Raw genomic sequence first — 22,992 nt, 5'->3', positions numbered from 1 at the left:
CAAGTCGTTTAAGGTTAGGGGATATTTTTATTATCTTTTGACTAATGAATCGCGTGACAGTTCGGCAATGCTCTTTGCGCCAGTCAAGGTCATGGCAACCCGCATCTCTTTTTCATACAGTTCGAGCAGGTTTTCTACCCCAGCGCGCCCTTGCGCTGCTAGAGCGTAAATAAACGAGCGGCCGAGCATGGTGCAATCTGCGCCGAGTGCCAACATGCGTACCACGTCTAGACCAGTGCGGATACCTGAATCGACCAGAATTTTCAGGTCGCCTTTGACCGCATCGGCAATCGCGGGTAGCGCTTGCACGGTAGAAAGCACACCATCTAACTGACGGCCCCCGTGGTTAGACACCACAATGCCGTCTGCGCCAAAACGCACCGCATCTTTTGCATCTTCCGTATCCAAAATGCCCTTGATGATCATTGGGCCGTCCCAGAAATCACGGATCCACTCCAAGTCTTTCCATGAAATGGAAGGATCAAAGTTCGCGCCCAGCCAGCCGATGTAGTCTTCCAGTTTGGTCGGTGAGCCACGATATTTGGAGATGTTACCCAAATCGTGCGGCTTACCAAGCAAACCCACATCCCATGCCCAGCTTGGGTGTGTCATGGCTTGCAATACACGGCGCATCGCCGCGTTAGGGCCGCTCATGCCAGAATGCATATCGCGATAACGTGCACCCGGTACCGGCATATCTACGGTGAACACGAGATTTTTCACGCCTGCGGCTTTGGCACGCTCCAACACGTTTTTCATAAAGCCGCGATCTTTTAAAACGTAAAGCTGGAACCAGATTGGACGATGAATCGAAGGCGCCACTTCTTCAATGGGACAGACCGAAACCGTGGAAAGAGTAAAAGGAATGCCTTTCGCTTCCGCCGCTTGCGCGGCTTGCACTTCGCCACGGCGGGCGTACATACCGGTTAAACCCACAGGAGAAAGGGCGATCGGCAGTGCCATTTTTTCGCCAAACAGCTCGGTTTCTAAACTCAGCTCAGACATATCACTCAGTACACGTTGGCGCAGTGCAATGTCGGCCAGATCATCGGTATTGCGTCTGAGCGTGTGTTCTCCATACGAGCCGCCATCGATGTAGTGGAACAAAAAGGGCGGGAGTTTGGCTTTGGCTGCCGCGCGGTAATCGGTCGAAGCGGAAATGATCATAATGCAATCCTATTCTGGGAATGTTTCTTTTTTGCTCAAGCCCATACACGAGGTGCAAGGTGAGTTTGAGCAATGAGAGCGAGACGCTCGCTCTCGGTACTGATTAAAGTTTTAGCGGTTCATTAAAGCATCGGTCATGTTGAAGCCGTAAATCACGGTCATGCCGATGATGCCGGTCAAAACAAGATAGTAGAGGGTTGGCAATACGGTTTTGCGCAGTGTCGCACCTTCACGCCCCAGCAGGCCAACCGTAGCTGATGCTGCGACCACGTTGTGGATGGCAATCATGTTACCGGCGGCGGCCCCCACGGCTTGCAGAGCGATGATCACCACGCTAGAGATGGTCAGCGTTTGTGCCACTTCAAATTGGAATTGGCTGAACATCATGTTGGACACTGTGTTGGAACCAGCAATGAAAGCGCCCAGTGCACCAACGGTTGCACTCAGCATTGGGAAAGCGTCACCCACTAAACCTGCTGCAAAGTTAGCGGTCGTCACCGGCATACTGGCTAAATCTGCGCCGTTAACTCCAGAGTTAATGAAAATCCGCACCATCGGGATGGTAAATACCAGTACAAAGCCTGCGCCAATCAAGGTTTTGGTCGATTCACCAAACGCTTTGCCCATCGGCGCTAAGCTGCGAGCTTGAGTGAGAACCGCAATCAAGGCCACAAACACCAGAATGCCACCAGGTAGATAAAGCGGCTCAATGGCAGTGCTGATGCCGGTTTCACCTAAAATATTGCTAAAGGAAACCTTGATACCCAGTAGCAACGCTTTGAAATCCGCACTCACACGGCTAGCGACGAGAATCACTGCCAGCAACACATAGGGTGCCCACGCTAGAGCAAGGCTCATAGGCTTGGCTTTGACTTCATCCAGATCCATTTTCAGCGAGCCTAACCATTCCGCAGGCCATTCGTTTTCAGGACGAAAATCCCATTGGGTTTTGGGTACCAAGAAGCCTTTTTTCGCCGCTGTTACCACAATTGCAAGGCCAACGAGACCGCCCATGAGTGAGGGAAACTCAGGGCCGAGGAACACGCCGGTCAGCGCGTAAGGAACAGTAAAGGCAAGGCCTGAAAAAATCGCGAAAGGTAGAATGTCCAAACCTTCCGTCCAACTGCGATTTTTACCGAAGAAACGCGTCAACATCATCGCCATCAAAATGGGCATCAGTGTGCCGACTGAGGCATGGATCAGCGCCACACTGGTGGTGATTTGCTGCAGATACACATCCCAGTTTGAACCGTTGGCAATCAGCGCTTCCGTGATGTTGTGGGTGTCCAGACCTTTGTTGACGCCAACAATGATTGGCGTACCAACTGCGCCAAATGAAACGGGCGTCGATTGGATCATCATGCCCATTAACACCGCCGCAAGGGCGGGGAAACCAATCGCAACCAGCAGTGGGGCGGCAATCGCTGCAGGCGTTCCGAAGCCTGAAGCGCCCTCAATAAAGGAGCCAAAACACCAAGCGATGATGATGGCCTGCACGCGGCGATCCGGTGAAATGTTGGTAAAGCCGTTACGAATCGTGGTAATCGCACCTGTGTATTTGAGCGTGTTGAGCAGGAAAATCGCACCAAACACAATCCACAACACAGAGACCGTGATGCCCAAACCTTGCAATACGGAGGCGATCACGCGGTTAGCCGACATATCCCAAAATATCAGGGCAATCGCAACGGTAAGGGCGAAAGCCACAGGCATGGCTTTCTTGGCTGGCCAGTTGAGGCCGACCAGTAAAATAGCGGCCACCACTATGGGTGAAAAGGCCACCAGTGCGAGCAGTGTTTCATTCATGGAGTACTTCCTCGTCCTTGAACTCTCCATCAAGCGGGATGAGCTAACGCGCACAGAATGTAGGGTACGGCTAACCAGTAAGAGTTCGGTTGTTGATTTTTTATAGTTGTGATCGGGTTGTTAAGTTGACGTGAATTTACTGCTTTATTTTTTGTGGATATAGGGAAATAATGAAATTCATTATTTCCAAAAATAACAAAATCAGATGCGTGCCGATGACTTAATTTTGTTTTATCAAGTGATTGAATTGGGGAGTTTCAGTAAGGTTGCAGAGCAAAATGGCCTTACAAATTCGGTGGTTAGCAAAAGATTGGCGCGATTGGAAGAAGAGCTCGGCGTGCAGCTATTGTATCGAACAACGCGTAAATTGACCTTGACTGAGGCGGGTAAGGCGTTACTACACGGTGCCAAAAATGTGAAGCAAGCCACTCAGGAGGCGCTGGATGCAGTCGTGGGATTTGGTGAAAACGTCAGCGGCCACATCAAAATGTCGGTGCCAACCATCTCGGGCGACTTGATTTTGGCCGATGCGGTCGCCGAGTTTTGTAACCTGCATCCGGGGCTGACGGTAGATATGTCGCTGGATAATCGCTTTGTGGATTTGGTGGAAGGCGGCTATGACTTGGTGATCCGCACCGGTTATTTGGAAGATTCGAGCTTGATTGCGCGGCATATTTTGGACTCGCAGTGGGTGGTGTGCGCCTCTCCCGCTTACATTGCCCGTAATGGTAAGCCGCTCAAGCCAGAAGATTTAGCTAGACACAACTGCTTGCAATACGCCTATCAAACCACGGGGGCGACCGATTGGGAATTTAAAGGGGCAAAAGGCAACTACATAGTTAAAGTGTCCGGTACCTTTTCGACCGATAATGCCACCGCACTGCGTAAAGCCGCGCTTGGTGGGCATGGCATTGCTTATGTACCGCGCTGTTTGGTGTATCACGATTTTCGTAATGGCGAATTGGTGGACGTGTTTCCAGAACAAGTCGGTAAAAAGCTTGGTATCTACGCAGTTTATCCATTCACTCGCCAACCGCCCAACAAAGTGCGTTTGTTGATTGAGCATATCCGCGCCCGTTATTTAGCGATATCACATTATTTTTAAAAGATAAAAAACTCACTCATCAAGGCCACTTCCTATGAGGATTATCACTTCTTGGGCATTTCCCGTAAAAAGGCGTGGTAACAAATTGCGCATATTTTCAATCCTAAGTCTATCCTTTTGAATAACGTGTAAACGAATGAAGGATACCTCAAATGCGTCATGGACTAAGCAAATGGCTGTGGATTCCACTTTTGTCATTATCGGCGGCTTTTTCTGTTAAGGCTGACACCTTGCTACTGACTTCGCTAGATTGGCCGCCCTATTCAGGTGATGGGTTGGCTGAAAAAGGTGCCTCGATTGCGGTGGTTAAAGCGGCCGTTGAAGCGATGGGCCATGAGTTGGTGGTTGAGTTTTATCCTTGGTCACGAGCGGTGCATCTGGCGAAAGAGGACTCTAAATACTCGGGTTATTTTCCAGAATATTTTTTTGAAGATAACAGCTTACTCTTCTCCGATTCTATCGGCACCGGTCCATTAGGTTTTGCGGAAAATGTGGCAAACCCAGTTCAATGGTCGGTGCTGGATGATCTTAAGCCTTACACGATTGGTGTAGTACGTGATTACGTTAACACGCCTGAGCTCGATAACATGATTGCACAAGGTCAATTGCTCTCTTCTGCGGTGAACAGTGATGTGCAGAATTTACAAAAAATTGCTAAAGGCCGCGTTCCTTTAGCAGTGATTGATAGCAACGTATTTAATTACCTCAAAAATAATGATCCCAGCCTTACCGCAGATAAAGACAAGCTGCAAATGAACAAGCAGTTGTTGGTGGAGAAAGATCTGCACATCGCATTTCGCAATGATCCCCAAGGCCAGAAATGGCAAGCCATCGTGAATGAAGGCCTGAAAAAAATTGATATCAACCAGATCATGAACAGCTACATGTCGAAGTAGCGGGTGGCTAGCAATGTCAGATGGGAAGGTTTAACGAGAGGGGGGCCTCTCAGTTCCCGCTTTGTTGGTGAAGAGTGTTTTGCTCTTGAGCCTTCTGTATCAACGGAGGTCACATGTTTAGAAGTATAAAATTCGTAGCAATAGTACAAATTGTTTTGGCGGTTTGTGCAGTTTTGCTGGGGTTAACCGTCTTTGAATACAAAAAGGCGCTGAATAATATTACCGACGATCTCAATTTGACTGTGAATAACACGTTATCGCGTTTACAGGTTAATTTACCCAAACCCTTATGGGATTTTGATTTAGAGTCAGTCAAATCCGTTATTAGCGCGGAGTTAAAAACCCCAGAGATTTCTTCAATCAAAATTAGTGATACAGCGGGTAAACCGATTCTTTATTTGATGCCAGGTTCGGAAAAAGATGAGAACGGCCAGCCAATCATCGTGAATGTGGAAAATGACAGTTCGATCTCGTCGCTTCCTTTGGTGAGTGGGCCGCTTGAATTTGTCGAATATGGTAAGAAAAACCCGATCGGCTCAATTGATATCCATTATTCAGATGAGCTCATGCAACAGCAACTCACGGAGTCCATTTCGTTTAACCTATTCAAAGTGCTGATCTTGGCGATTCTGATCCCCTGCATGTTGTTTGTCATTTTGAATTTCGCGGTATTGAAGCCCCTGAATGAGTTAGGAGACAAAACTCAAGCGCTATCCAGTGGTGATGGTGATCTAACCCATCAATTGCCACCTGCCAAATACAAAGAATTTCAATCCGTTACACAAGGTATAAATCAGTTCACTGCAACACTGCGCACCGTAGTGTCTGAAATGAATGAAGCATCGGGTGAACTGGGGCAACAAGCTCAACAAAGTCGTGAAAAAGCAGAAGAGAACGTCGCTCAAATTAACAAGCAAAAACATCAACTTGAAACCATCGCTGCTGCTGCGACAGAGTTGAATCATTCGGTAGTGACGGTTGCCCAAACGGTGAACGATACCGCTCAGCAAGCCCTCACTGCGACCCATTTAACCGACACCGTTGTGAAAGAAATTGGTTCCGCGACTGCCGATATTTCCAACATGTGTAGTGAAATGACCCGCGTTAACCAAGAGATGAATAAACTGCTGGTGGAAGGTGAAAAAATCACCACGGTTTTGAATGTGATTAATGACATTTCGGAACAGACCAATTTATTGGCTCTGAATGCTGCAATTGAAGCGGCACGCGCTGGGGAACAAGGACGAGGGTTTGCGGTAGTCGCTGATGAAGTGAGAAACCTAGCAGTAAAAACCAGTCAATCTACAGAACAAATTAAAGCCAACATTACCAACCTAAATCGCGCAACGAATACGGTCGAAGAAGAGTTGACGCGTATGACAGGGTTACTCGAAAAAACAGCCGAAAAAGTGAGCCATTCACAAGCTTCTATTCGGGATGTTAAGTCGTCTGTCGAAATGATTTCTGAGCGAAGTGATCAGATCCATTTATCGGCGGAGGAACAAAGAACAGCGATCGAAGAAATCAGTCATGCCATCGTGGAGGCTTCGGAAGCTGCAAATAGTGTGTATGAACGGGCTGCCCAAAACGCAGAAGGAACCAAGCGGGTGAGTGCGATCAGTGCGTTAATTGCTGAACATATGGCGAAGTTCAGAACCTAAGTCAATAACAGGAGCGTTTATGATGAAATCCATTGTTACTCTAATCAGTTTAGTGTTGTGTAGTTTTTCCACTTGGGCGCAGACGATCACGGCCGCTCAAGACCCATGGCCGCCTTTTGTGATGGATAATCCACAGCAAAAAGGGCTTTCGGTGGATATTGTCACCGCAGCATTTGCGACACAAGGTTACACGGTGGAATTCACTATAATGCCTTGGTCACGAGCATTGAATGATGTGAAAGAGGGGAAAATTGATATTTTACCGGCGACGTGGTTTACCCAAGAAAGAACCTCATACCTCAATTACTCTGATCACTATCTGATCAACCAAGTGAAGTTTATTAAGAAAGCGGGTGACAGTTTTGAATTTGCAGGTCTTGCCAGTTTGAACGGTAAGAAAGTCGGGATTGTTCGTGGTTATGGCTATGGCGACGAGTTTATGAATGATCCCTCTTTTTTCCGGCCTGAATCGACAGACTTAAAACAAAACCTACAGAAACTGCAAGCGGGTCGTATCGATCTGGCGGTGGAAGATGAGCTAGTCTCGAAATCGATCATTACGGAGTCGGGAATGAACTTGGCCGATTTTGCTTTTACCAACCAAGCCATTTCTGAAAACCCGTTGCATGTGACTTCCGGTAAAGTGAACCCACGTTCGGAAGAGTTAGTGGCGGCCTTCAATAAAGGGTTAGCGGAAATTAAAGCCAACGGTACATTTGATAAATTACTGGCGACTTACGGTATAAAATAAGTGGTAACGCTGCCTGTTTCGGCTAGTGAACAATAAAAAACTCGCTCAACCTGAGCGAGTTTTTGTTGTCGGCGGCCAAACCGAAAAGGCAGCTATGCCATGGTGAAATGAACGGAATACGAGTTAAACCTCATTCACGATAAAATAAGTATAGACCGCATTCGTGAACTTGATATGAATGCTGCTGCATTTTCTTGTTTTTACCAAACCTCAGGCTGTGTACATGCAAAAGAGGGGCATATTGTATTTTGCTGTTCAATTCATGACGGGAGAAAGAGCAAACAGAGCCAGTGAACTGCGCAGCTGGTTGAAGTAGAAATGCGCTTTTTCAACGTGTTGGTATTCCAGTTGCCATTCGGCACTGCGTTGTGCATAACAAAAGGCGTTGAGGTGTAGGAGCAGATGATCGCTGATTTGGCACAACGTGGGATTTACACGCTGCATTAACTCCACTTCTTCAATCGAAAGAAATTGCAGTAACGCATAGGCTTGATTGAGGGCATCAAACGCGCGTTGATACTGGCCGATGTTGTTGAAAATTTCAGACTGCGCAATAGCGGCATCACGCAGACCAGTGATCAAACACGCCATCTGGCATGGTTTCGTCTGCTCATCATGTGCGGCACTGTGAATATGTTGCGGCATGTAGTGTAGAACATCTTCTAACAAGTAATGGGCTTGCGACCAGTGTCCTTGCTTGAGTAACTGTTCAGCCTGCAAAAAACTGTTCCAACACTGCTGTAATTCCATGGTCCATTCTCCCCACCAAGAAAGCGATATTTAAATGCAATTTGTTATCAAATGCAAATAATTGTCATTTTTAATGGGTGTTTTTGACTATTATTTGTACGCTTAGTCTTGAATTGGGAATAACTCACTAAAAATACAATGATTTATCTCTACACTTAGGCTACATATGAAATAAAGAACCTCGAAGGAAGGAGTGGAGCCATGGCGATTCAGCATCTGAGTTTTGAGCAGCTCTACCAAGTCGCGAAACTGGAAAAGCTAGAGTGCAAGTCAACCAAAGAGCTAGCACCTATTGATGAAATCGTAGGGCAAGAGCGGGCGCAAAAGGCGGTCGAGTTTGCGATGTCGATTAAAGAGAAGGGATACAACATTTACGCTATCGGCCGTAATGGGCTAGGTAAGCGAACCATGATTTTGCGCTATCTGAGCCGCCATCAACATGACGGTAATGAGTTATACGACTGGTGCTATGTAGCGAATTTTGAGGATGTTCGTGTCCCCAAAGTGTTGAAACTACCCTGCGGCATTGGGCAAAAATTCCGCCAAGATATCGAAAAGCTGATGACCAAGTTGGTCACGGCCATTCCATTGGCATTCGACAATGAAATCTACTTCAGCCGTGCTGAAAAGCTAAAAAATCAGCTTGCACAAAAGCAAGAAAGTGAACTGGAAAACATTACCCGTACCGCGAAAGAGCGTGGTGTAAGTTTAACCATCACCACGCAAGGAGAATATCAATTTGTCGCGCTCAACGGTGAAGAAATGCACACTGAAGAGACGTTTGATGCCTTATCTAAGCGTGAACAAGATCAGTTCAGCAGCACGATTGATGAGTTGGAAGTGATCCTACGCAACATGGTACGCCACTTAACCGAATGGGAAGAGTCGTACAGCGAGAAAATTAAAAAACTTAATGATGAAGTGACTTTGGATGTGATTGCCCACTTCATTAAGCAGCTAAAGTTAGATTATTCCAAGCATCCAGAAATCAAGGCTTATTTGACCGAGCTGCAAAAAGATATTGTTGAAAATGTCGAGATTTTCCTCGATGAAGGCGGCGATCAAGGTGAGCTCGCTAGTGCCTCGTTAGATAAAAAATTGCCGCGTCGCTACAAAGTGAATGTTTTGGTGAGCCGCAACGCGGATGAATTCCCGATCGTGGTTGAAGAGAGCCCAAACTACCATTCACTGTTTGGGTATATTGAAACGGCGACCTACAAAGGCACCGTGTTTACCGATTTTTCTTTAATTCGCCCCGGTAGCTTACATAAAGCCAATGGCGGAGTGTTGTTGATGGATGCGGTGAAAGTGCTTGAACAACCGTACGTGTGGGATGGTTTGAAGCGCGCATTGCGTTCGCGTCATCTCAGTTTCACGTCGTTGGAAAAAGAAGTCACACTCACCGGCACGGTTTCGCTCGATCCTGAGCCAATCCCGTTGGATGTGAAAATTATCCTGTTTGGTGATTACCGCACTTACGAACTGCTTGCTCACTATGATCCCGAGTTCAGTGAGCTGTTCCGAGTCACCGCTGATTTTGCGGATGAAATGCCCCGAGATGCAGACTCAGAGCTGCATTATGCGCGCTTTATTTCCAGCATCGTGCATGATGCCAATATGCTGCACTGCGACCGTAAAGCGATTGCGCGCATTATCGAACACAGTTCGCGCACCACGGGTGATCAAACCAAGCTTTCTTTGCATTCTGCGCATATTGCTAATTTGTTACGCGAATCTAACTACGTTGCGAAGCAAGCCAATGCAAACTTGATCCGTCAAAGCCATGTCGAAGAGGCATTGCGCAATCAAGAGTTGCGAGTCAACCGCTTGCAACAAAGTATGATGGAAACTTTTGTCAATGGTACTACCTTGATCAAAACCGAGGGAATGGCGATAGGGCAGGTCAATGCGCTGTCTGTGCTAGCAACCAGCGATCACGCATTTGGTATGCCAAATAGGATCACCGCAACCACTTCATATGGTGACGGTGAAATCATCGACATCGAGCGCAGTGTGGATTTGGGTGGCAGTATTCACTCTAAAGGCGTGATGATTTTGTCTGCTTACTTAAGTTCTGTTTTTGGTCGTACCGCGCGAGTACCATTGACCACTACGATTACGTTTGAGCAATCTTACGGTGGTGTCGATGGTGACAGCGCGAGCATGGCTGAATTCTGCGCGATTGTGTCAGCGTTTTCCAAACAGCCGAATCGACAAGATATTGCGATTACAGGGTCAATGAACCAGTTTGGCGAATCTCAACCGATTGGCGGCTTAAATGAGAAGATCGAAGGCTTCTTCGATGTGTGTAGCATTAAAGGACGCAAAGATACGCAAGGGGTGATCATTCCGCGTTCGAATACCCACAACCTGATGCTGCGTGCTGATATTGTGAAAGCCGTAGAAAAAGGCGAATTCCATATCTGGGCGATCGATCATGTTACCGAAGCCATTGAGATTTTCACGGGTAAGCCTGCGGGTATTGCGACTGATGATGGCAGCTATCCTGTCGATACTGTTTTTGGTTTAGCGCAGGCCAAGCTGAATGCTTTGCGCAAGTAAATTGAGTTTCTTGTAAAGTAAGGCCGCCACTGTGCGGCCTTATTCATATTTACTCATAATATTTAATATTTCTTGTTTTTTTGCTGGTTTAGTCAAATTTTTATCTGTAAAGTCGATTTTTTGACATTTTTAATGATTAACTTAATGAAAAATAAAAGTATATAAACTAGACATTTTCTTTTTTGGTATCTAAGATCATTGGCGTTTTTCTTGGGGATAATCCCATGTGCATGGATGCATTCATGATACTGATAGAGGTTATGCATGCCATTTTCACTGAAAAACTTGTCGATTCGAACACAAGTTTTATTACCCGTTTTATTTACTATGGTGGTTTTAGTTATTGCTCTTTGGCTAACTCAAACTAACTTAGTCCGCGAACAACAAGCCATTTCTGATAACACGCATGCGTTAGTGCGTTATAAAGATACTATTGCTCAAGTAGGCGATACCATTTACCCACTACGAATTAGTGCGGTATACGCGATCTATGACGCTGAACGCCGTAATAACTTCGTCACTGAACTGCGTGATGGCTTAAAAGAGGTGAATTCAGCACTAAGCGCGATGGAGCAAGATGCGCAATTTAGTAGCGATGTTCGTGTTGCGAAACAGTGCATTGAAAACTATGTAGCGGAATCACAAAAAATGGTGGCGTTGTTTAATCGCCTAGATCAAGGAATGGCTACAGCAGAAGAAGCGAATGCTTTCATTCAAAACTTCCGTGAAACGGGCAACCGTATGATCAATGCAATTAATGCGTTGTCTCAAAGAGTAAACCATTATGCGACCACATCGATGGAGCAGAGTGCAAAGAGCAATGCGGTAGTGATGCGTAATGCGATGATCACTGTGCTTTCCGTATTAGGTTTGTCTGTGGTGGCTGCATGGTTATTGTCTGGGCAAATTGTTGCTCCGATCAATAGCTTGCAATCGGTGATGCGTAAACTAGCGCATGGTGATCTGTCTGTGAAAGCGGATGATGATGGCGAAAACGAAATTGCTAAACTGAGCAAAGATGTGAACACCACGGTAAAACAACTTCACACTACGGTAGAGCAACTTACCCGTATCAGTGAAGAGGTTGCGTCTGCTTCTACCGAACTTGCTGCGGTCATGACTCAAGCTGAATCTAATGCTCAAATGGAGCTGATGGAGATTGAGCAAGTTGCTTCTGCTGTGAACGAGTTGGCAAGCACCGCAGATAATGTGAGTGACAACGCCTCTTCTGCTGATGCAACTGCGCGTGAAGCAGATGCCCTAGCGAAATCAGGTCTGACGATTTTTACTGAGAGTAACCAAGCCAGCGAACAGATGGCTTTAGCTCTGAATGATGCTGCTCAAGTCGTCCTGCGCTTAAAAGAGCAATCTGAGCAAATCAGCAATGTAATTGAAGTGATCCGTGGGGTTTCTGATCAAACCAACCTATTGGCGCTGAACGCGGCGATCGAAGCGGCGCGAGCGGGTGAATCTGGACGTGGCTTTGCTGTGGTGGCTGATGAAGTCCGTATGTTGGCAGCACGTACTCAGGAGTCAACCAAAGAAATTCAAGCCATTATTGAAGAGCTGCAAGCACAATCGAATACGGCAAATGACAGTATGCAATTGAGCTTGGACATGTTGGCACAAAATAAAGCACTGACCGCGAAAGCGAATGATGCCCTGGTTGGTATTACTGAATCGGTTTCTGATATTAACGATAGCAATGCCCAAGTTGCGACCGCGGCTGAGCAACAATCTCATGTAACACAAGATATCAACCGTAACGTTTCGAACATGTCTACACTGGTACATCAAAACGTAACAGGCATCAGCCAAAGTGCGAGTGCAAGTAATGAACTCTCGCATCTTGCTGAGAAACAAAAAGCTCAATTGGCGTTCTTCAAGCTATAAACATTAAGATTTAGCCGTAAACGTATACGAAAGTGATATAAACTGGCTAAGTGCTTAAAAAGCCACAGAATCATAATGATTTTGTGGCTTTTTTTATAGGTAATTAGGATAGATAACTACCTGTTTATCATGGGGTTAATTCTGTTATCTGATGCTTTCTTCTCTATTCTCTACGTGTTGGAAAATTAAGCTATCTTTCCCTATTTTTTCTCTTTATATTGATGAAATAACAAGCAAAGTGTGACACAAGTCGCCTAAGTGATGTCAGTGGACAAGGAAAGGAAAAGGTATGGAAAAGAATGAAAGTCTGTTTCAGTGGGAAAGAGTAAGGCGTTTTAACTTTCCGGTGTGGACGGTGTTAGTCGGCACTCTTTTTGCGCGCACGAGCTTTTTTATGGCTTGGCCTTTCTTAGTGGTGTTTCTCTATCAGGATTATCACGCGACCGCGACACAAGTGGGCGCTATGCTAGCTACATCGGCATTGGTCGGTTCTTTGACTGGGCTATATTCAGGCTACTTATCAGATAAGTTTGGTCGCAAATGGGTTATGGTCAGTGGTGCTTTAATCGCGACGGTTGCTTATACCGGGATTGGCTTATCAAACCAAATTTGGCAATTCTTCATCATGATTGTATTAACAGGCTTAATGCGACCGATGATTGAAGCACCAGGAAAAGCGGTAATTGGTGATAATCTGCCGAATGAAAAAGACAGAGAACTAGCGCTTAATGTACGTTATTTCTTGCTTAATCTCGGTGGGGCAATTGGTCCATTAATCGGTATTACTCTTGCTTTGGCACACCCTCAAGTGCTGTTTATGGTCACTGGTGTGGCTTATTTTCTGTTTGGTTTGTTTTTACTGGCGACTTTGGAACGTAAAGGTCGTTTTCAGAAACCAGATCGATCACTACTGCCCAATTTTTCTGCCACTTTGCGTGTGATCAGCAAAGACAGCGTGTTCGTCAAAATGATGTTGGCGAACTTCCTGATGATGTTTGTGTATGGGCAGGTGGAGTCGTCTTTACCACAAGTTATTGTTCGTTCAGGTATTGCGGATGCAGCGCAACTGGTGGCGGGGTTAGTTTTGGTCAACACGATGACCATCATCTTATTCCAATTCCCCACCTTGAAACTGTTGGAAAATGTACCGTTGTTTACACGGACCCAGTTGGGTATGGCATTGATGGGCGTTGCTCAAATTGGGTTTATGTTTACACCCGAAGCGTGGCCTTTAGGTTGGTATTTGGCGTGTTTTGTTTTGAGCATGGGGGAAGTGATCGCATTTCCAACGCTGAATGTACAGATAGATCGTCTAGCACCACCTCATTTAAGAGGCTCGTATTTTGGGGCTGCCGCACTGTATTCATTAGGCTTTGCGATTGCTCCTCTGGCCGGAGGCATGATGATTGAATATTTGAATGCTCAATGGCTATACGGATTTTGTTTTGTGTTGTGTTTAGGAATGATAGGGCTGTATTGGTTGGCACAACGGGAACAAGAGCATGGTGCGAAAGAGGTTTTGCCGAGAGCAACAGGGTGCTAGATAAGTGATTATTTCTCGTTGAAATGTTCGGACAACGCAGATCGTCTGATCTGCGTTGCGTTATTGCCTTGATCATTCACGGTGTATTCAAACCCTTCACGAATAAACCGTTGAGTGGGATTGGTCGGTTGGATGCGCTTGAGCTGTGGGGAGTTGAATGTTCCGGCTAGCTCATAAACAAACGTTCCATTTCCGGTTCGAATGGTGATAGCGACACCATCAAATTCGAAAGTCGTGCTGATCAACCGATCATTACGAAACACGCCTTGCTCATTAAAACGCAGCACTTCGGTTTGATAGCTTGGTGCACCAATCTCAATCCAAGACCCAAAAACGTGTTTAGGGTTGACATAGTCTTGGTAGCTCACATACAGCAGCATGGCAAATGCAACGCCTAAGATGGAGAGTGATGACCAGAATACGGATTTAAATACCAGTTCTTTTGACATGTGCTCACTTGGCCGAAAAATTCATGATGACAATGGATGTCTATTTAGGTCATAGGTAGCGAAAATCACACCTTACTGACGATCCTGATGGTTATAGGATAATAAAAAATCATTGAATAAAGCAGCATAATATACGCCAAAAGTCGTAATTTTATGCCAACGCTTAGCTTGTGCTAAGCCACATGTAACCGCAAAAGCCATACGGTAAAAGCGTGATCCTATGTCCAAATATACTTCGTGTTGACTGACGAGACTCTTAGATATTGTGAGTAACGTTGTGCAGCTCCGAAAGGGATTCTCGATCTTTTGTTATTGATTTTAGCTTAGTTCATCCACCGGTGACTCTTGTGCAAACTCAGGCGATGAGTTACAACTCTCGCTTGGATTTTGCAGTTCATACGCTGCAGTAATGAATACAACAGACAGGAAGAAAAAATGATTAAGGAAAATGTGTATTTTGATGGCAAAGTAAAGTCACTGGGGTTTAGCCAACAAGACGGTGAAAGCACCGTTGGTGTTATGGCGGCGGGTGAATACACTTTTGGTACCGGTGCACCAGAACGTATGACCGTCGTGAAAGGGGCATTGACCATTAAACGTGCCGGTGAAGAGAACTGGACAACGTTCACTGCGGGTGAAGCATTTGATGTTGCGGGTAACTCCTCTTTTGATCTGCAGGTGGAAGTTGCAACGGCGTATTTGTGTGAGTTTTTACCTGCCTAATAAAAAAATATCCTCCGGCATAGCCGGAGGTTTTTCATATGCGCCTATAAGGCTTTCTTACAAGCAGCACCCTAACAGGCGCATTACGATCTGACATTTGCATATGACGATTAATTACGGCCCGTAAACGGGCTTCCTGCATATGGGATCGACAATTGCTCTCCCATTTTATCCTGCTCCAACTGATGCTTTATGTAGTTCTGTATCTTGGTCGTATTTTTACCAACCGTATCTACATAATACCCTCGGCACCAAAATTCCCGATTCCGATATTTAAATTTCAAATCTCCGAATCGTTCATAAAGCATTAGGCTACTTTTACCTTTCAAGTACCCCATAAAAGCTGAAACGCTCATTTTCGGCGGAATTTCTAAAAGCATGTGGATATGATCCGAACAGCACTCTGCTTCAAGAATGTTCACATTTTTCCATTCACATAGTTTCCTCAATATTTCTCCCACTGCTCTACGTTTTTCTCCGTAGAACACCTGACGTCGATATTTCGGTGCAAAGACTATGTGGTATTTACAGTTCCAGCGCGTGTGCGCTAAGCTCTTTTCGTCCCCCATTGGGACCCCCTTTCAATTTCTGTTTAACTCTCGCAGTTGCCAGACCGCAAGAGTGTTTTAACAAATTGAAAGGGGCTTTATAACTGACTTATAGCTGAAAGCTTTACGGAACCCCCAGCCTAGCTGGGGGTTTTCTCTATACAAAAAAAGCCACACCGTAAAGGGTGTGGCAAACCATCGATGATCTCTCTTTCCATTTCAAAAGCACACAGCATGATCAAACAAGGTGCTACCTTAGGGGAGTTTAGTTGGCTAAAGTCCCATTGTTAGCGCCTGTTGTTTAGGCAACATTCTGTTCTTTAGAGTTGGAATTGGCAGTGGATTTCACATGGGTTCCCCAAACGAGGGAGCTATATGGCATACGCCCGATCATTTATTCCCATTGAGAGAGACAAAGGGCGTATGCCGAAATCGGATTTCAGTGTTTTCCAACCAACTCAATTGAGTACTGGCTAGTAGTTTTCAAAATGGCCTGCGTTGTAATCGCGAATCGCTTGCTCAATTTCTGCCATACTGTTCATTACAAACGGTCCGTAATGCACGACAGGTTCATTGATCGGTTCACCCATCAATATTAAACATCCGCTAGGTTGTTGAGCCTCGATCGTCAAACGTTCACCAACAGAAAGCATCGCCATGTTTCCCGCGCTGAGAGATTGCTGACCAATAGTGATATTGCCACGGTATACATACAACATCGCGTTAAAGTGCTTGGGAGTATCGAAGCGAATCTGCTGCCCTGCTTCTGCTCTCCAATCGGCAACACTGGTTGCAACTCCCGTATCCGTTAACGGTCCTGTGATAGCTTCTCCATCCACAGTGATAGAACCTGCGATGACACGCAGTAAACCTTGTTGTGGCTGCGAATATTCAACAATGCTCTCTGGTTGAAAATCATGGTATTTAGCCGGTGACATCTTGTCACGAGCAGGTTGATTAATCCAAATTTGAAAACCGTGTAACTGCCCTTCTTGCATAATGGGCATTTCACTATGGATGACACCGCGCCCTGCGGCCATCCATTGTGCGCCACCGGAGCGCAGCTCACCAATGTTGCCCATGTGATCGCGATGTTGGAAGTGGCCTTGCAACATGTACGTCAGCGTTTCAATGCCACGGTGTGGGTGTGGTGGAAATCCACCCACGTAATCAGCACGGCTGTCCGCTTTTAGCTCATCTAGCATCAAAAAAGGTGAAAAGTTTGAGCGTTGAAATCCAGCGATGCGTTGAATTTTCACTCCATCCCCATCGGATGTTGGCTGTGCGGGAACTGTCTGGCGAATTTCGCGGTCTTTAAGCATGAGGCTTCTCCATTGCAGATTGTGCGCCGATGGGAGTCATTGTAGAGAAGTGAGAGCAAGATGATCAGCAGGGGAAATTGAGGCTCATATTCGAGAAATTTGAATGATTGACTTTGATGACGTAAGCCAACGTGTAATAAGCCAGTAAACTTAATCGTAATGGACGCAACTCAAGAGGGAGGAAAAGCGATGGCGATTTTACCCAAACACACGGATCAGTATTCCAATTATGATCCTAGCCAAGATCTTACCAAAGAGCAGTTGCAACGCTTTACGCAGACGGCAAATTACGCGCAACATAAGCGAGAGGAGTTGCAAGAATCACAACCTTCTTTCATTCAGCACGCCAAACGCACGGCATTAAAACCCGTGGTTAAACCCAAACCAGATAAGCCTAACACGGTTCGATATGCAGTATGGATAACGCTCTTCGGCATCGTAGGGTTATGGACTATGTATATGATGGGCTCAAATTAATGGGCTTTTTTCAATGGTGTCACATTCGGGGCATCATTAGGGGTGAGGTTTAAGGTCGTATCGATAGGCGGAGGATAGGCGGCCTCATGGTAGTATCGATATTGATTCTTACCACCATGTTTTGCTGCATACATGGCTTTATCTGCACAACGGGTGAGCTCAGAAAGCGTAATCGCATCTTTAGGGTAGATCGCTACCCCAATACTCACGGTCAGGTGGTTGAGCATCTCGGTTTCGGGATAACGGTCAACAAACAAATAGCAAATGCGTTCAAGAATACTATCGAGGTCGCGTAAGCTACGCACGCCATAAAGCAGTAAGACAAATTCATCACCAGCAAAACGAGCGATCGAATAATCGTGCTGATTGGTGGTGCGGTCTTTATTACGCACATTATTGCGTAATCGGTGGGCAAAATGTTTCAACACTTCATCACCCACATCATGACCATAACTGTCATTAATACGTTTGAAATTGTCGATATCAAGAAACACCAAAGCAGTAATGCTGTTGGTACCATTTTCCTCTTTGAGTTTCTCGGTTGCCCAGTTTTCAAAGCTCCAACGATTCGCTAACCCTGTTAATGGGTCAAGATAAGCTAGCTCTTCAATTCCTTCCTGATACAAGGCGTGAATATAGTTGATCGCGCGAGAAAAAAAGAAAGAGGCGGTATTGCAGATAATGGTCAGTGCGTACAGGCTGATTAAAAAATAGCTGTGTCCAATGTGATTTTCGCCGGTTTTATAATGGAGAAACAGGACGGAAACCGTGATTGCTAAACAAATGGCCGCACTATAAACCACCCCCATTCTAAATGGGTTGATCATGACTAACGTTGTGATAAGAGGGTACAGCCATAAAAGATGCCATAACTCTCCTTGATTATTACTGACAAGAGCAACCGCATAAGTGAGCAGTATTAAAGAAAGAATTAAATCGGCTTGTGTATGGAGTTGACGGTGGCGATTAAGCGAAAGCATATTCAAAAGGGAAGCAATACCGCTTAATAAGAGTAGGGCACAAGATAACGATTGGTGATTAAGGTAGTAATAAAAAGCAAAAACCAGAAAAATAGCGGTAACAACGCCTGAGCTGATCAGAACAATATGCTGCTTACGAGCAAAGCGCATCTCCGTCATCTCTTTTAATTGGTTGCCAACGAAGCTATCCATGCCAAATCCGAACCATTTTGTGAAGTTAGCTAAAGTTTAGATGAAATTAGCTTATTTGAAGGGCAGAAATAACGAAATAGTGTGATTTTATTCATCTTTTTGATATGCAAATGGGATTAAATGCCTAGCGTTAGATGATCTAGATCCAGAAAGATAAATATTCAACTACTACTTTTGGTTGATTTTTTATCTTGTTGAAATTCGTTACTCAACCAATTTCTTAATTTCAGCACGGCTTCAGAACGTAATTTATCGGCATGACAGGCAAAGTAATAACCTTGGTCAGGGTGAATTACGCGCTGCCCAATTTCTTTCAAAATGCCGCTTTCAACTTCCTGTTTGACAAATAATCGGTGAGTAACAAACAAGCCTAACCCACTCAATGTGGCTTGTAAGGCTTGCGCTGAGGCGGCAAAAGAAAGATTGCGTTGCTGCGTGGGGGGCGTTACATGGTTGGCTTGACACCAAATGTCCCAATCTTGCTGACGCCGCGGGTTATTCACAAAAATAGCAGGAAACTGTGTTAATGCGTGTTCTGCGGTAAGTTCGGCCTTGAATGCGTTTTGGTTTATCACCATCACCAATTCATCCTCAGCTAATTTTTCGCAATAGTAACCTTGCCAGTCACGTAATTGACCATGAATCAATGCGACATCAACCCCTTGCTCTTCTAAGGAGAAGGTTCCGGTTAACGTGGAAATGCGGACATCGACTTCTGGAGCGAAAGCTTGAAAGCTGCTCACTCGTGGAATCCACCAATGCAGAGCTAAGGAGTTAATCATATTAAGGGTAATACGATTGCTGTATGTCGGTTTGAGTAGTGATTCCGTCGCTTGTACGATTTGTTCTAGGGCTGGGGCGACCTTTTGATAGTAACGTTTACCGGTACTGTTAAGTATAACTTGACGACCGACACGATGAAAAAGAGCCTGCCCCAGTTGTTGCTCTAAGGCTTTTATCGCTTGGCTAATCGCTGAATGGCTGACACTTAAGGCTTCTGCTGCAAGCGTCATGCTACCTGTTTCCGCCACGGCAACAAAGGAATAAAGGGATTTGAGTGGGATGAGTTTACGCATTATCAAACTTGTAAGTTTAACTAACATGTTTGGTTAATATTACTCGTTATTTTTTATGTCGTCATCTCCTTACACTAGAGACAATGTAAGGAGATTGGTATGCCTAATTATTTATTTCCAGTGTGGTTCATGTTGTTATCGACTTTCAGTTTGTCGTTGACCGGACTATTGAGTAAATACCTCGCACAGATGATGCCGATTGCCGTGCTAGGCTTTTTACGCTTTATTATTCCCGCCTTGTTCTTATTGATGGCGATGCAATTGACTCATTTTCGTTGGCCACAGAAAAACATGTTATTTTCTTTGATGATTCGCGCAGTCTGTATTGCGGGTAGCCAACTCTGCTTCATCTATTCATTACAAGCCCTTTCGCTAGTAGAAAGCGTGGTGCTATTCAGTACTGGTCCGTTGTTCATCCCAATATTTGAAAAACTACTCTGGGGGGGAAAATTGGCTTGGCGAACGGTAGTGAGCGTATGGGTAATATTGGTCGGTGTCATGATGTTGGCCGGAAATACGGGAAGTATTCTCTGGCGCCCAGAGTTGCTTATAGGATTAGGGGCTGGACTATTTAATGCGGGATCTCAACTGAGTTTGTTCCGCGCAGCAAAAAGTGATATGCGTTCAATTGAGATCCACGCTTGGACATTTTTGGTTGCTGCCTTATTACTGAGCCCACTCTTATTGCTGGTTTCTTGGGGCGGGGATTTAGCTTCAATAACCGGAATTGGTTTTGATAAGGAGGGGATGTTCACTCTTGGTGCTTTAATCTTGGCTTCGGTATTGGTCGTGAATACACAGGTTTTCCGTGCCAAAGCCTATCGTTTGGCCAAGTCAGGTTCCCAGCTTGCTCCACTGATTTTTACAAACTTACTGTTTAGTGCGTTATGGCAAATGCTGTTTTTTGATGTGGAATATGGGCTCACTCAGCAACTGGGTTTAGGGTTGATTATTGTGACAACGGTGATTAACGGGATAATTCCTCGCTTCACGGAGCGTAAAGCGAGGTTAAAAACGGTATAGGCGTGCAGGTTTTAGCGTTTCACTAGTCCGTAAGGAAGTTGGGTAAACACCTGTGGTTGTTGGTTGATCATCGGGGCGGGATTCACTGAGCGCCAATCGAGCAGCATGATCGCCAACACATTGCGGTGTTCGCCGAGGGAGAGATCAAAATCACCAGCCGTTGAGGGGATCATGCCTTTTTGTGTATCCACTTGTGCTTGGATAAATTGGCGGGTTTTCAGAACCACCGGATCGTTTTCAAGTCCAGCAAGCAAAAATGAAATACCCACTTCCGCCACAATATCAGGTTTAGCTCGCTGTAAAATCGTATCGAGGTTAGCGCGGAAATAATCATAGATCCATTGATGTTGTTGTTCACTGACGCGATGTTGGTAATATTCTGAATCTGCAAAAATAATGTGCGTCATACCGTACAACTTATTGCCGTATTGCTGATCATCGAGTGTGCTATCTCGCTGATCGGGATATGTGTTTCGAAAAGCTTGAATAAACGGGTCTACCACGTCTTGCTCACCTAATTGACGTAACCAATACACTTGATTGGCTAACTGAGCTGCCCAAGCTTCGATCATTCCAGTGTTGGTTGCATAAGGGGTAAAATCATAACGTCGTAAGACTTGGCGTAATTTGTCATCGTCTTTGTGTTTGAGCCCATACTCGTTAGCGCGAGCCATAGAGCCTAATAAATCGATGCCTAAATACAGGTATTCCGGCATTGTTTGGGTGGCAGAGAAACGGCGTAGAGTCCGTTCATCTTGGCTTTTTTGATAACTGTTGATGCGTTTTTGTGCATACCGCTGAATCTGTTCTGGGCTATGTACTTCTTCGGCAAAGTAATTTAAACGGCTCGCTACACGTGCTAAATCACTGCCAATCGCGGCTGCATATTTGTCGTCGAGGGTTTGTCGGTACATGCGCAGAGCGTAATGCCCCTCTTTGAAGCCGGGTAACGTAAACAGCTGTGCTTCATACGTATGGCGAATCAGATCTGCTGTGTCTTGAAAAGACAGCGAAGCAACAGAACCTAGCTCGGTTCCGTGAGGTTGGTCGGGAAGTGATCGTGTGCTATTTGCGTCTTGATAAGGTGTTAGCGACGCCTGTGTCTGTGCGTAAGTCGTGGTTGTGGTTAGTACCAGAGTGGTAATAAGGGCTGACCACATAACGATCATTTTTTTGTGCATTTTTGCTGTACTCAGTCGATATCGTTCACTTTTTAAACCAATGAACTTTAACGGAGATGTACAGCCGTGGTGTGAGTTTACCGTTAATGCTATGTCAGAAACGCAATCCGATCATAAGCGGATATTGCGAAAAGTGAGATTGATCCTCAGCTGTTTGGTTTGCCGAGTTTTAGGGATTGCGTGTTGCCAACAATGTTGCGTAGTTCCAGCCATGATCAGTAAATCGCCATGACTTAATTCACATTCGATTTTCAGGGCGGGATCCTGTTTATGGCGCAGCAAGAATCGACGACTTTCCCCTAGCGACAGGGAAGCGATTATCGGGTTTGTGCCTAATTCAGGTTCATTATCTTGATGCCACCCCATCGAATCTTGACCATCACGATAAAGATTTGCCAGCACCGAATTAAACCTCGGTTGAGCCGCCTCTTCACACTGCATTTTTAACTGCGTGAGTCGCTCAGGAAAAGGGTGAGCAGACAAAGTCAGCCCTGAATAGCGGTAATCCTCATCACCATACCAAGCGATAAGTCGAGGTTGAAGAACGCTTTTACCGAACAAACGGATACTTTTTTGCTGCCAGTTCAACTCTGTTTTTAATTGTGTCAAAGCCTCGTCTGCTTGTGGTAGTGCCAGAAATTGTGGAAACCACACGAGTTGCCCATCAAGCAGGGTAATATCTCCAGAGGGAAAATCTCGATTTAAAATAAGCGTTTTCATCATGGTTTATATTTACAATTCTGTAATCAATGGGTTTCTTTATTGTACATTTGAGTTAATCTTAGTAGACAGGCTGATCGTGAAATTTAAGATGTCAAATTGCCCTTCTACTGTAGAACAAGGCTTTTGGTTATCCTCCTAAGTTGTTTGGGTTTGCTTGCGAATGA

At 45.4% G+C, this 22,992-nt stretch carries 20 protein-coding genes and 1 pseudogene; 11 read left to right on the top strand and 10 right to left on the bottom strand.

Features of this window, described 5'->3' with window-relative positions; all coding sequences use genetic code 11:
• Positions 1-30 precede the first annotated feature (30 nt).
• Positions 31-1,167 carry an FMN-dependent L-lactate dehydrogenase LldD gene (gene lldD / locus MKA69_RS18165; RefSeq protein WP_305848631.1) on the bottom strand — a complete coding sequence of 379 codons (1,137 nt, stop codon included), beginning with the start codon at positions 1,165-1,167 and terminating at the stop codon, positions 31-33.
• Between the two features lie 111 nt (positions 1,168-1,278).
• On the bottom strand, positions 1,279-2,973 hold the full coding sequence (locus tag MKA69_RS18160; RefSeq protein WP_305848630.1) for an L-lactate permease: 1,695 nt from the start codon (positions 2,971-2,973) through the stop codon (positions 1,279-1,281).
• Here MKA69_RS18160 and MKA69_RS18155 point away from each other — a divergent pair.
• The 5 genes from MKA69_RS18155 (at position 2,933) to MKA69_RS18135 (ending at position 7,386) form a co-directional block, all read left to right on the top strand.
• The gene (locus tag MKA69_RS18155; RefSeq protein WP_009355659.1) at positions 2,933-3,079 is read left to right on the top strand and encodes a hypothetical protein; all 147 of its coding nucleotides are present in this window, start codon (positions 2,933-2,935) and stop codon (positions 3,077-3,079) included. The two genes, MKA69_RS18160 and MKA69_RS18155, sit on opposite strands and share 41 nt — an antisense overlap.
• Positions 3,080-3,178: 99 nt before the next feature.
• Entirely contained in the window at positions 3,179-4,078 is a 900-nt protein-coding gene (locus MKA69_RS18150) for a LysR family transcriptional regulator (RefSeq protein ID WP_001200834.1), read from the top strand.
• Between the two features lie 152 nt (positions 4,079-4,230).
• On the top strand, positions 4,231-4,974 hold the full coding sequence (locus MKA69_RS18145; protein WP_305848629.1) for an ABC transporter substrate-binding protein: 744 nt from the start codon (positions 4,231-4,233) through the stop codon (positions 4,972-4,974).
• Positions 4,975-5,087: 113 nt separating this feature from the next.
• Positions 5,088-6,635 (top strand): methyl-accepting chemotaxis protein, encoded by a 1,548-nt coding sequence (locus MKA69_RS18300; protein WP_095456492.1) that lies wholly within the window; start codon positions 5,088-5,090, stop codon positions 6,633-6,635.
• A 19-nt stretch (positions 6,636-6,654) separates the two neighbouring features.
• A complete protein-coding gene (locus MKA69_RS18135; protein ID WP_305848628.1) occupies positions 6,655-7,386 on the top strand; it encodes a transporter substrate-binding domain-containing protein in 732 nt (243 codons plus the stop codon).
• Between the two features lie 255 nt (positions 7,387-7,641).
• On the opposite strand, the gene MKA69_RS18130 is transcribed toward MKA69_RS18135, so the two are convergent.
• Positions 7,642-8,136 (bottom strand): hypothetical protein, encoded by a 495-nt coding sequence (locus MKA69_RS18130; protein ID WP_305848627.1) that lies wholly within the window; start codon positions 8,134-8,136, stop codon positions 7,642-7,644.
• Between the two features lie 201 nt (positions 8,137-8,337).
• On the opposite strand from MKA69_RS18130, the gene MKA69_RS18125 reads away from it, so the two are divergent.
• The 3 genes from MKA69_RS18125 to MKA69_RS18115 all read left to right on the top strand — a co-directional run bounded on the left by MKA69_RS18125 (position 8,338) and on the right by MKA69_RS18115 (position 14,134).
• Complete coding sequence (locus MKA69_RS18125) at positions 8,338-10,698, top strand: Lon protease family protein (protein ID WP_305848626.1); 2,361 nt, start codon at positions 8,338-8,340, stop codon at positions 10,696-10,698.
• 264 nt (positions 10,699-10,962) lie between these two features.
• The gene (locus MKA69_RS18120; protein ID WP_305848625.1) at positions 10,963-12,591 is read left to right on the top strand and encodes a methyl-accepting chemotaxis protein; all 1,629 of its coding nucleotides are present in this window, start codon (positions 10,963-10,965) and stop codon (positions 12,589-12,591) included.
• A gap of 289 nt (positions 12,592-12,880) precedes the next feature.
• The gene (locus MKA69_RS18115) at positions 12,881-14,134 is read left to right on the top strand and encodes an MFS transporter (RefSeq protein WP_055030131.1); all 1,254 of its coding nucleotides are present in this window, start codon (positions 12,881-12,883) and stop codon (positions 14,132-14,134) included.
• Between the two features lie 8 nt (positions 14,135-14,142).
• Here the strand turns inward: MKA69_RS18115 and MKA69_RS18110 are convergent, their stop codons facing one another.
• On the bottom strand, positions 14,143-14,583 hold the full coding sequence (locus MKA69_RS18110; RefSeq protein ID WP_000032258.1) for a DUF2850 domain-containing protein: 441 nt from the start codon (positions 14,581-14,583) through the stop codon (positions 14,143-14,145).
• Between the two features lie 435 nt (positions 14,584-15,018).
• Between MKA69_RS18110 and MKA69_RS18105 the strand changes: the two genes are divergently transcribed.
• A complete protein-coding gene (locus MKA69_RS18105; RefSeq protein ID WP_000588944.1) occupies positions 15,019-15,306 on the top strand; it encodes a pyrimidine/purine nucleoside phosphorylase in 288 nt (95 codons plus the stop codon).
• Between the two features lie 110 nt (positions 15,307-15,416).
• On the opposite strand, the gene tnpA is transcribed toward MKA69_RS18105, so the two are convergent.
• Positions 15,417-15,875, bottom strand: coding sequence for an IS200/IS605 family transposase (tnpA, locus tag MKA69_RS18100; RefSeq protein ID WP_055027481.1), 459 nt, complete (start codon positions 15,873-15,875; stop codon positions 15,417-15,419).
• Positions 15,876-16,327: 452 nt separating this feature from the next.
• Positions 16,328-17,176: a pirin family protein gene (locus tag MKA69_RS18095; RefSeq protein ID WP_000910381.1), complete on the bottom strand. Its 849-nt coding sequence runs from the start codon at positions 17,174-17,176 to the stop codon at positions 16,328-16,330.
• Between the two features lie 189 nt (positions 17,177-17,365).
• On the opposite strand from MKA69_RS18095, the gene MKA69_RS18090 reads away from it, so the two are divergent.
• Positions 17,366-17,653 (top strand): hypothetical protein, encoded by a 288-nt coding sequence (locus tag MKA69_RS18090; protein WP_000996300.1) that lies wholly within the window; start codon positions 17,366-17,368, stop codon positions 17,651-17,653.
• On the opposite strand, the gene MKA69_RS18085 is transcribed toward MKA69_RS18090, so the two are convergent.
• Both MKA69_RS18085 and MKA69_RS18080 read right to left on the bottom strand, forming a co-directional pair.
• Positions 17,650-18,825: a diguanylate cyclase gene (locus MKA69_RS18085; RefSeq protein ID WP_305848624.1), complete on the bottom strand. Its 1,176-nt coding sequence runs from the start codon at positions 18,823-18,825 to the stop codon at positions 17,650-17,652. The two genes, MKA69_RS18090 and MKA69_RS18085, sit on opposite strands and share 4 nt — an antisense overlap.
• Before the next feature lie 161 nt (positions 18,826-18,986).
• Positions 18,987-19,901 carry a LysR substrate-binding domain-containing protein gene (locus tag MKA69_RS18080; protein ID WP_305848623.1) on the bottom strand — a complete coding sequence of 305 codons (915 nt, stop codon included), beginning with the start codon at positions 19,899-19,901 and terminating at the stop codon, positions 18,987-18,989.
• A gap of 99 nt (positions 19,902-20,000) precedes the next feature.
• Here MKA69_RS18080 and MKA69_RS18075 point away from each other — a divergent pair, with 99 nt between their 5' ends.
• The gene (locus MKA69_RS18075; protein ID WP_305848622.1) at positions 20,001-20,924 is read left to right on the top strand and encodes a DMT family transporter; all 924 of its coding nucleotides are present in this window, start codon (positions 20,001-20,003) and stop codon (positions 20,922-20,924) included.
• Between the two features lie 11 nt (positions 20,925-20,935).
• Here MKA69_RS18075 and MKA69_RS18070 read toward each other — a convergent pair.
• Positions 20,936-21,943: pseudogene (locus MKA69_RS18070) on the bottom strand (DUF3541 domain-containing protein); the annotation flags it as partial.
• Between the two features lie 273 nt (positions 21,944-22,216).
• Positions 22,217-22,828: an alpha-ketoglutarate-dependent dioxygenase AlkB gene (locus tag MKA69_RS18065; protein ID WP_305848620.1), complete on the bottom strand. Its 612-nt coding sequence runs from the start codon at positions 22,826-22,828 to the stop codon at positions 22,217-22,219.
• Between the last annotated feature and the right edge of the window lie 164 nt (positions 22,829-22,992).

The organism is Vibrio sp. AH4, assembly GCF_030710545.1.
Lineage (GTDB): Bacteria > Pseudomonadota > Gammaproteobacteria > Enterobacterales > Vibrionaceae > Vibrio > Vibrio metoecus.
This window is presented reverse-complemented; position numbering and strand designations above follow the sequence as displayed.

What these genes read in the sequence shown, in the direction of transcription:
- lldD (WP_305848631.1), bottom strand. Translation starts at nt 1,167, where the DNA reads ATGATCATTTCCGCTTCGACCGATTACCGCGCGGCAGCCAAAGCCAAA.
- MKA69_RS18155 (WP_009355659.1), top strand. Translation starts at nt 2,933, where the DNA reads ATGGGTGAAAAGGCCACCAGTGCGAGCAGTGTTTCATTCATGGAGTAC.
- MKA69_RS18160 (WP_305848630.1), bottom strand. Translation starts at nt 2,973, where the DNA reads ATGAATGAAACACTGCTCGCACTGGTGGCCTTTTCACCCATAGTGGTG.
- MKA69_RS18150 (WP_001200834.1), top strand. Translation starts at nt 3,179, where the DNA reads ATGCGTGCCGATGACTTAATTTTGTTTTATCAAGTGATTGAATTGGGG.
- MKA69_RS18145 (WP_305848629.1), top strand. Translation starts at nt 4,231, where the DNA reads ATGCGTCATGGACTAAGCAAATGGCTGTGGATTCCACTTTTGTCATTA.
- MKA69_RS18300 (WP_095456492.1), top strand. Translation starts at nt 5,088, where the DNA reads ATGTTTAGAAGTATAAAATTCGTAGCAATAGTACAAATTGTTTTGGCG.
- MKA69_RS18135 (WP_305848628.1), top strand. Translation starts at nt 6,655, where the DNA reads ATGATGAAATCCATTGTTACTCTAATCAGTTTAGTGTTGTGTAGTTTT.
- MKA69_RS18130 (WP_305848627.1), bottom strand. Translation starts at nt 8,136, where the DNA reads ATGGAATTACAGCAGTGTTGGAACAGTTTTTTGCAGGCTGAACAGTTA.
- MKA69_RS18125 (WP_305848626.1), top strand. Translation starts at nt 8,338, where the DNA reads ATGGCGATTCAGCATCTGAGTTTTGAGCAGCTCTACCAAGTCGCGAAA.
- MKA69_RS18120 (WP_305848625.1), top strand. Translation starts at nt 10,963, where the DNA reads ATGCCATTTTCACTGAAAAACTTGTCGATTCGAACACAAGTTTTATTA.
- MKA69_RS18115 (WP_055030131.1), top strand. Translation starts at nt 12,881, where the DNA reads ATGGAAAAGAATGAAAGTCTGTTTCAGTGGGAAAGAGTAAGGCGTTTT.
- MKA69_RS18110 (WP_000032258.1), bottom strand. Translation starts at nt 14,583, where the DNA reads ATGTCAAAAGAACTGGTATTTAAATCCGTATTCTGGTCATCACTCTCC.
- MKA69_RS18105 (WP_000588944.1), top strand. Translation starts at nt 15,019, where the DNA reads ATGATTAAGGAAAATGTGTATTTTGATGGCAAAGTAAAGTCACTGGGG.
- tnpA (WP_055027481.1), bottom strand. Translation starts at nt 15,875, where the DNA reads ATGGGGGACGAAAAGAGCTTAGCGCACACGCGCTGGAACTGTAAATAC.
- MKA69_RS18095 (WP_000910381.1), bottom strand. Translation starts at nt 17,176, where the DNA reads ATGCTTAAAGACCGCGAAATTCGCCAGACAGTTCCCGCACAGCCAACA.
- MKA69_RS18090 (WP_000996300.1), top strand. Translation starts at nt 17,366, where the DNA reads ATGGCGATTTTACCCAAACACACGGATCAGTATTCCAATTATGATCCT.
- MKA69_RS18085 (WP_305848624.1), bottom strand. Translation starts at nt 18,825, where the DNA reads ATGGATAGCTTCGTTGGCAACCAATTAAAAGAGATGACGGAGATGCGC.
- MKA69_RS18080 (WP_305848623.1), bottom strand. Translation starts at nt 19,901, where the DNA reads ATGCGTAAACTCATCCCACTCAAATCCCTTTATTCCTTTGTTGCCGTG.
- MKA69_RS18075 (WP_305848622.1), top strand. Translation starts at nt 20,001, where the DNA reads ATGCCTAATTATTTATTTCCAGTGTGGTTCATGTTGTTATCGACTTTC.
- MKA69_RS18065 (WP_305848620.1), bottom strand. Translation starts at nt 22,828, where the DNA reads ATGATGAAAACGCTTATTTTAAATCGAGATTTTCCCTCTGGAGATATT.